Annotated in this window: 11 protein-coding genes and 1 pseudogene; all 12 read left to right on the top strand. The window is 41.4% G+C overall.

The window, feature by feature from the left end; translation table 11 throughout:
- Positions 1 to 97, top strand: a 97-nt coding sequence (locus tag PZE06_RS24985) for an IS3 family transposase (protein WP_251385272.1), incomplete at its 5' end; no start/stop codon positions are given.
- 217 nt (positions 98 to 314) lie between these two features.
- Entirely contained in the window at positions 315 to 758 is a 444-nt protein-coding gene (locus PZE06_RS24980; RefSeq protein ID WP_150917679.1) for a DUF4258 domain-containing protein, read from the top strand.
- A 24-nt stretch (positions 759 to 782) separates the two neighbouring features.
- The gene (locus PZE06_RS24975) at positions 783 to 1,178 is read left to right on the top strand and encodes a hypothetical protein (RefSeq protein WP_041902047.1); all 396 of its coding nucleotides are present in this window, start codon (positions 783 to 785) and stop codon (positions 1,176 to 1,178) included.
- A gap of 96 nt (positions 1,179 to 1,274) precedes the next feature.
- The gene (locus PZE06_RS24970) at positions 1,275 to 2,177 is read left to right on the top strand and encodes a DUF6744 family protein (protein ID WP_095142507.1); all 903 of its coding nucleotides are present in this window, start codon (positions 1,275 to 1,277) and stop codon (positions 2,175 to 2,177) included.
- A gap of 33 nt (positions 2,178 to 2,210) precedes the next feature.
- Entirely contained in the window at positions 2,211 to 2,651 is a 441-nt protein-coding gene (locus PZE06_RS24965) for an ArsC/Spx/MgsR family protein (protein WP_150917676.1), read from the top strand.
- A 31-nt stretch (positions 2,652 to 2,682) separates the two neighbouring features.
- A complete protein-coding gene (locus PZE06_RS24960; RefSeq protein ID WP_041844943.1) occupies positions 2,683 to 2,925 on the top strand; it encodes a hypothetical protein in 243 nt (80 codons plus the stop codon).
- Between the two features lie 71 nt (positions 2,926 to 2,996).
- Positions 2,997 to 4,112: an AAA family ATPase gene (locus tag PZE06_RS24955; protein WP_150917674.1), complete on the top strand. Its 1,116-nt coding sequence runs from the start codon at positions 2,997 to 2,999 to the stop codon at positions 4,110 to 4,112.
- Between the two features lie 77 nt (positions 4,113 to 4,189).
- A complete protein-coding gene (locus PZE06_RS24950; RefSeq protein WP_150917671.1) occupies positions 4,190 to 5,599 on the top strand; it encodes a vWA domain-containing protein in 1,410 nt (469 codons plus the stop codon).
- Positions 5,600 to 5,613: 14 nt separating this feature from the next.
- Positions 5,614 to 5,826, top strand: a complete 213-nt coding sequence (locus PZE06_RS24945; protein WP_150917668.1) for a hypothetical protein — start codon at positions 5,614 to 5,616, stop codon at positions 5,824 to 5,826.
- A gap of 137 nt (positions 5,827 to 5,963) precedes the next feature.
- Positions 5,964 to 6,272 carry a hypothetical protein gene (locus PZE06_RS24940; RefSeq protein ID WP_108897248.1) on the top strand — a complete coding sequence of 103 codons (309 nt, stop codon included), beginning with the start codon at positions 5,964 to 5,966 and terminating at the stop codon, positions 6,270 to 6,272.
- 167 nt (positions 6,273 to 6,439) lie between these two features.
- Complete coding sequence (locus PZE06_RS24935; RefSeq protein WP_041847455.1) at positions 6,440 to 6,619, top strand: hypothetical protein; 180 nt, start codon at positions 6,440 to 6,442, stop codon at positions 6,617 to 6,619.
- Between the two features lie 208 nt (positions 6,620 to 6,827).
- Positions 6,828 to 6,890, top strand: a pseudogene (gene rpsI, locus PZE06_RS24930) (30S ribosomal protein S9); the annotation flags it as partial.
- Positions 6,891 to 7,070: the final 180 nt, after the last annotated feature.

The following is a 7,070-nucleotide window of genomic DNA, read 5'->3' as shown; positions in this document are numbered from 1 at the left end:
TTATATTTACTGGTATAACAATATACGATCAAAAGAAAAATTGACTGGACTAAGTCCGGTTGAATACCGAATTCAATCCAGTCAATCAGCTGCATAATAAAAACTCTAACTTTTAGGGGTAAGCTCCATGATCGGCTTTTTTCTGTTTAGAAAAATAGTTGAGAAAGCGAGGTTGGACAAAGAAGCGAAAGTTTCAATGAAAACAAGTTTTGTTTTCACGGTGGACTATACACAAAGAGAAGGGAGGAAGCCCTCTGTGTGCTTTATACAGAAGGGTTCTCCCTTTCTGTATAGGCATCGCAGGGTAAAAAGTCATGATTAGCATAGAAACATTGGTATGCAAAGACGAAGAAGAATGTCAGAGGAAACGGGAACGGTGGGAACATCTGCAAAACCGTTTCTGTGCAATTGGCCAAAGAGAATTGGATATGTTCCGTGCCAGAATGGGTGACGGGAAACACAAAATCCTTTGCGATAAGCACTTCTACAAAAGAAGTTTTGAACGGTCAATTTCAGAAGCTGATTTCAAAGAAGTTCTAAAATGCGGATGGGTCGTTGAGCGGAACAAAACCGCAAAAGCGACTTCGATTATGCTGCTTGGATATGTCGGTAGGAATTATCGACCATTGCATATTGTCATTGACATGGTGAGCGAAAATTTATGGGTAGCTGTAACGGCCTATAACCCGCAAAGCCACGCATGGAAATGGAATGAAGGATTTGATAAACGGGTCTGTTTTTGTAACCCGGACGATTAAAAATGCCAAAGGAGAGGATTTTCAATGGAATACTTGGTAGCAACGATGAGTGATCGGCAAAAGACTATCGCAAAACTGAAAGGAAGTCTGTATTCGCTTTCGCTTGATGAATTGGTCATCCGTTCGATTGACGAAGCCGAATTTGACGTTTCTGACATGAACTGCCTGTATTGCGATAAACAGAAAACCGTCATCCGGAACAAATTGAAAACATACAAGGAAATGGTCAACGGAAAAGAAGTGTCGATTGACGTGACACGCTATCCGATGAATGTATGCCCTTCCTGTAATGCAGAGTTTGACAACATGGATGTGTCACTCTATCTTCAACAGCTGATCCGGTACGAAATTCTGAAAGCCTTGCGTTCAAGGAAGCCGATACCTGAAAAATTCCGGTTCAATGAAATCGTAAAAATGTGAAAGAGTTCTGTTTAAAACGTATTTACACGGGTTTCTCCGGACCGTAGATGCGTTTTTTTATTTTAAAAAACCAATATATGAGGGAGATGGATTGAGATGACAATTGATCTTAACAATGTCACAGCGGTTGAAAATGTAAAAGGGGATGAACCGATTCTCGGGCATCTAATGTGGTTCAGCGTCGGCAAGCAACTTGTCAAAGCGGATGATTTGCAGGCAGCCCTAACAGCAGCCGGAATTGACCAGGCTTTCATGCCGAACCCGATCCGTTCGTCGGATGCGTTTCGCCGAGCAACAAAGGAGATTGAAGTAAAAAAAGGCACTGCCCAAACGAACGTCTTTAAAAATTATCTGATCCGTGAAGTCTTTGCTGACAAGGATATGATTCAACGAAACATTGTCGTGGAGACAGTGGATCAATCCGGGAAACGGCTCGATTACGAAAGCAATGCGGGAATCATCACGCTTGATAAAAAGAACAATTCCCTTACATTTGTTACGTCAGATCCGATAACGGAGGACTTATGCAAAATGGCAGAGGAAAAGTTCAATATTTACAAAGAATATTATTCGGCTCAACAAGTCCGGGTAATGGTATCGAAAATCCTGAACAGCCTTGCACCGACGCCGGTTCGTCCAAATGGCGGCGTTTATTTTGTGCCGAATGCGTACACCGAGGGGCTGACGAAATTGGTGAATTTTACGTCATCGCTTGAAAATAGCGAATGCTTTAAAGTACCGATCGTCAACACCTATGACAATGTGCAGATGGTATCGCAAAAGCTGTCCGATCATTTTGACACCCTGCTTGCTGAATGCAAGGGAAGCGGAAATCTCCGGAAATCGCAAGTTAAGGATTTGATTAACCATGCGAACGGAATCATCAAAGACTATAAGGACTATCGCAGTATTGTACAGAGCGAAGCGTCCTTCTTTGAGGAAAAAATTCTGCATTTAAAAAGGGAAGTCGCCCGATTGGTCGACAACATGGAAGATTGACTGTTTAAAAGAACATCGAAAGGAGTTTATAAAATGAAATCTGATGTACAGATTTTTTTTGTGAAAAACACGCCGCAAGTCCGAAAAGTGCGTGAGTATTTTGCTAAAAATGGCGTCCGTTATTCGGAAAAATGCCTTGAAAGGGAAGCCCTGACCTACGAGCAGCTAATTGAAATTCTACAAAATAGCTTTCGTGGAGTAGAGGAAATCCTTTCAGGACGTTCCGCCAAAGTTAAAAAGCTGATGAAGGAAGGAATCTTCATTGAACGGTTGTCCATCAAACAATTGCACTGGTTAATCCAACGGCATCCGGATTTGTTGGTCAATCTGATTATCGTTGGCAGAGGAAGGACGCTTATCGGCTATCAGGAAGAAGAAATGGCCGGTTTCTTACCGAGGGAACAGAAACGTCAAATTTTCCTTGAATCCTTGAAACGGGCGAAGATTCTTGAAGCGGACAAGCAGATTGTATAAATCGCCGATAGATGAAAGGGGGTTTTGAACGATGAATAATTACGAGTATCTTTTACGTGATATTTCATTGGAACTAAAAAAAGCGAATGAGTTGAAAGAAAAGGAATTGGAACTTCGGGAGCAGGAACTGAAAATGAGGGCCACAGAAATCACTTCGTTAGCCCATATCATGTATGCTGTCGAGGAAATGGCCAAACACGCCAGAAGTCATTCAGCAAGCAATGAACGGCTTGAACGATTGACTGCCCAATTCAAGGAAGTAAAAGGATTGTAACGACCAGTGACATATCTGTTCACGGCTGTCGTCTTTTTAAAAATACTATGTGTGAAAGAGGATGAATAAAAATGACAAACCTACAAAAATTGGCTGAAATTAAAAACGCATTGAACGCGAAGTATTTCGAACGTGAAAAGGAAGTCGAAGCAATCCTGATCGCATTGATCTCCCGTCAAAATATGCTGATGATCGGACCTCCCGGAACAGGGAAGTCCGCATTGGCGGCGGATATTGCAAAGATTGTAACCGGGATGAATCATTTCCAATGGCTCCTGACACGATTCAGTACGCCGGAGGAACTATTTGGTCCTCTTTCCTTGAAAGACTTGGAGCAGGGGGTATATAAGCGGAATACGGCAAATAAATTGCCGGAAGCCCATATCACCTTCCTTGATGAAATCTTCAAGGCCAACAGTGCAATCTTAAACAGCTTATTGACACTGATTAACGAACGGAAATTTTATAATAACGGCCATCCGGTTCAAGTACCATTAATGTCCGTGAGTGGTTCCTCGAACGAATACCCGGAAGAAGGCGAAGGATTAGAAGCCTTGTTTGCCCGTTTCCTTCTGCGTTTTGAAGTCGATTATGTGGCCGATGATAACAATTTCATCGCTATGCTACAAGACAGCGGGAATCAACCGTTACCGAGTATGGATATGCAGGAACTTATGAATCTGCAATTCTTTTCGGAAATGGTATCCATTCCGCCGGAAGTCTATCAGAAGTTGGCTGAAATCCGCATGGAGTTACGAAACGAAGGCATTTTCCCTTCCGATCGTCGGTTTAAGCAATCCTTATCCCTCCTAAAGGCAAAAGCACTTGTCGAACAGCGGCAGCACGTTCTCGTAAACGACATTGTGTTCCTTGAAAATGCTCTTTGGGAAACGCCGGATCAAAAGGACCTGACAGTGAAAATCGTCCGATCGCTTGCACAAGACACTGTTCTACGTTCAATCGACCAGGCACGTCAAGAAACGAAAGAGATTCAAGCAATGCTCAAACAGAATCCTTCTACGGAAGGCAGTCTTGAAGCAACGAAGAAATTGAAAATCATTGTAAATGAACTGAATGCCTTGAAAACGAAGAATCCGGGCCGTGAACAGCAGATTGACGAAGCCATCAAAGAAGTGACGGCTATTCAAAATGAAATCGTCGGAAGCATTCTGGACCCGATTGTGTAAGAAACGTTTTCTAAAATCGAAAGAGGGGAATTACCCCTCTTTTCTTGTTTTTCGATTAAAACAAAGGAGTGTTTCAGATGAAAAAGAAATCTAAGTTCAGCAAATACGAAGATCAGTCTACCATCAACATGGACAGTTTCGATAAACGGCGTTTCCATTCGATTTATGATAACTCGAAAGGGATGCAGGAACTTGCAAAATCCTATCCCGGGTTCGATCATCTGCTTGGAGATATGTGGGGAAGTCTTTACAAGATGAAACCTATTTTGAAGGAAGAAGTACCGGATCATCTTCAACAGAACCATGCGATCGTGGAACGGATGATGTCTGACGAGGACTTTGAACAGCACCGAATCCATACAAAACTGGATGAACTCACTTCCGCGATCGGCACGATGAAATTCGGGGAGGAAACGAAAAAGTGGATTGAACAACAGGAGCAAGAAAATGAACGAATGAAGGAACTCATGCAGCAGCTGCAAGACTTGAAAAATAATAATCCGGATGGGAGACAAGACCAACAGATTCAAGAAACATCGGCAGCCCTTAATCAGGAATTGAAGGATGCCCTTAATCAACCGGGGAACGGGTTCCAACAAGCCATGCAGCGGGCGATGAATGATACAAATGATTTGAAGGACAAAGTGAAATCCATGATCGGCGGCGGTTCCGGGAATGAAGAAGCGGAACTCAAAAAAGTACCGTTACGGGAACAGCTTGCATTGGCCGAAGCCTTGTCCAAAAACGATAAGCTAAAAATCGTGGCTGAATGGGCCGGACGGATGAAAGCTATTGCCCGGAAGAAGCAAAAGTCGAAGCATAGCGATTCCATCGATCGAAGCGGTGTTACCATTGGAAATGAGATTGGACGCCTGTTACCGTCAGAATTGGCACAATACGCGAATCCAATTACGAAATTGGACTTTGCACGCCGCCTGACGGAAGCTGAAACACTTGTCTATGACCAAAAAGGCAAGGAGACGCTTGGAAAAGGCCCTATTGTCCTTTGTTTGGATCAATCAGGCAGTATGAAAAACCTTGATTCACAAGCGAAAGGATTTGCCCTCGCACTCATGTGGATTGCTAAACGGCAGAAACGGGATTTTTGCTATATTCCATTTTCCAGTAGTTCCGAACAGCATATCTTTGAGAAGGGGAAAATCTCCATTCGGGATATGACGCGTTTTGCAACCAACTTTCTTGGTGGTGGAACTAATTTCCAAAATCCGATGAATAGAGCTTTAGGTGTAATTAACCAAAGTCGTTTTGAAAAAGCGGACGTCATCTTTATTACGGATGGCGATGACCATGTAGGAGAAGAATTTATCGAAACCTTCAATGAGAAGAAGAAAGACAAGAAATTTAATGTCCTTTCCTTAGTGATCGGCCCTGAAAGATTTCATAATTACGTTAAACCTTTCTCTGATCAAATTGTAGGAATCGAGGATTTTACGGACGAAAAGGGATTTGCAGCATTTGAAATTTGATAGGAGGTTTAATGATGAGGAAATTTAAAAAAGGGAAAGAATTATGGAATACAATTGAAGAAGCTGCCCGTCAAAAACATGGTGTCGGTAAAGAATACGAATTAACTATGGCTGATTTAGGCAGCCCCGAAAAAAGAGTTTTAGGACGGTGTGTATACCGATTAAATAATAAGGAAAATCCTGCTGAAACATATGCAGGCTATGTCACCTTTGACCCTTATAAATAAGTTCGTAAACGCGTCACTCATATGGGTGGCGTGTTTTTGTTTTTTCGGAACTTATCAAACCTTTATTCGTCATGTGTAATTAAGATAGACAATTACCCTTTTTGTGTATAAAAATAAAAAGAAAGGAATGTTATGAAATGAATGTAATTCATCCTAAAAAAGTCATGGCTGTATTCACGCCCCTATATCAAAAATTAGTAAAAAACAAGTCATCCGAGATCCATCAGAAAATCGAGGTGAAAGATACAGACTGTACCTTAGTAATGTCCATTTATGAAAATCAACGGCCTTCACATGAGGTATTGGACAATCTTTTTCTTTGGGCGATCACTCATAACAAAGTAGACTTGATAGAAAAAATTATCGAATTTGCAATGCCTCATGAAAAGGTAAGGGGGGCTGACAATGGATGGTGCAATAGTGACAGTGTTCTGCCTCCGATGTAAGAGGAGTATTATATGAACGAGTAAGATTTCCCTTTTAGTACGCGGTTCGGCCTTAACTTTCACCAATCAAAATGAGGAATTTAAACTGCTTTGAAACATCTTTCAAATGCCTTATAATAAAATGTAATTTATAGAACAGTTTTTGGAGTTGGAAGAAGGTGTTTCAAGTGGGAAAGGTTGTTCCATTCCGGACAAGGGAAGAATGGGAAATCGAAAAGCAAGAAAAAATGAAAGCAGAATGGGAAGCCTATTTGGAATGGGAGGAAGAAACATTAAGAAAAACCCGTGAAGAAAGAGAAATGGCTAAATCAAAGCTGCTAAATGAATTATTGGATGATGAGGACTAAAAAGAACATCCCCCTGAAACAAAGGATGTTCTTTTGCTTTACATATAATCTTTTGTGACTGGAATCGAGGGTCCGTGACTGGACAGTGACTGGAAAAAGCATATAATTTTATAGGAAATCATCGAAATGCCTTTTCGTAAACGATCAGATTCCTTTGCTATGACGGCAATCCATCGAAGCTGATATAAAAATATCTCTAAGTAGCACAAAAGAACGTAAGAAATACGGTCTTAAAGGCGCTCGTCGTGCACCTCAGTTCTCAAAGCGTTAATCTCTTTGTTATATTCAACGTTCAGCCCTCTTTGCTATGAAAAGCAGAGAGGGTTTTTTAAAAGATAAGAAAGTATAAAAATTTAAGGTCTACCGCAGTCATTAGGGCTGTGGTATTTTTTATTTATGGACAGAAATATTCTAAAAGAGATCTTTTTTGATCATCATCAACATTGGGAAG

The organism is Robertmurraya sp. DFI.2.37 (assembly GCF_029211245.1).
Lineage (GTDB): Bacteria > Bacillota > Bacilli > Bacillales > Cytobacillaceae > Robertmurraya > Robertmurraya methanolica_A.
The sequence above is the reverse complement of the archived record's forward strand: the minus strand, read 5'-3'. Positions and strand labels throughout refer to the sequence as shown.

What these genes read in the sequence shown, in the direction of transcription:
- PZE06_RS24980 (WP_150917679.1), top strand. Translation starts at nt 315, where the DNA reads ATGATTAGCATAGAAACATTGGTATGCAAAGACGAAGAAGAATGTCAG.
- PZE06_RS24975 (WP_041902047.1), top strand. Translation starts at nt 783, where the DNA reads ATGGAATACTTGGTAGCAACGATGAGTGATCGGCAAAAGACTATCGCA.
- PZE06_RS24970 (WP_095142507.1), top strand. Translation starts at nt 1,275, where the DNA reads ATGACAATTGATCTTAACAATGTCACAGCGGTTGAAAATGTAAAAGGG.
- PZE06_RS24965 (WP_150917676.1), top strand. Translation starts at nt 2,211, where the DNA reads ATGAAATCTGATGTACAGATTTTTTTTGTGAAAAACACGCCGCAAGTC.
- PZE06_RS24960 (WP_041844943.1), top strand. Translation starts at nt 2,683, where the DNA reads ATGAATAATTACGAGTATCTTTTACGTGATATTTCATTGGAACTAAAA.
- PZE06_RS24955 (WP_150917674.1), top strand. Translation starts at nt 2,997, where the DNA reads ATGACAAACCTACAAAAATTGGCTGAAATTAAAAACGCATTGAACGCG.
- PZE06_RS24950 (WP_150917671.1), top strand. Translation starts at nt 4,190, where the DNA reads ATGAAAAAGAAATCTAAGTTCAGCAAATACGAAGATCAGTCTACCATC.
- PZE06_RS24945 (WP_150917668.1), top strand. Translation starts at nt 5,614, where the DNA reads ATGAGGAAATTTAAAAAAGGGAAAGAATTATGGAATACAATTGAAGAA.
- PZE06_RS24940 (WP_108897248.1), top strand. Translation starts at nt 5,964, where the DNA reads ATGAATGTAATTCATCCTAAAAAAGTCATGGCTGTATTCACGCCCCTA.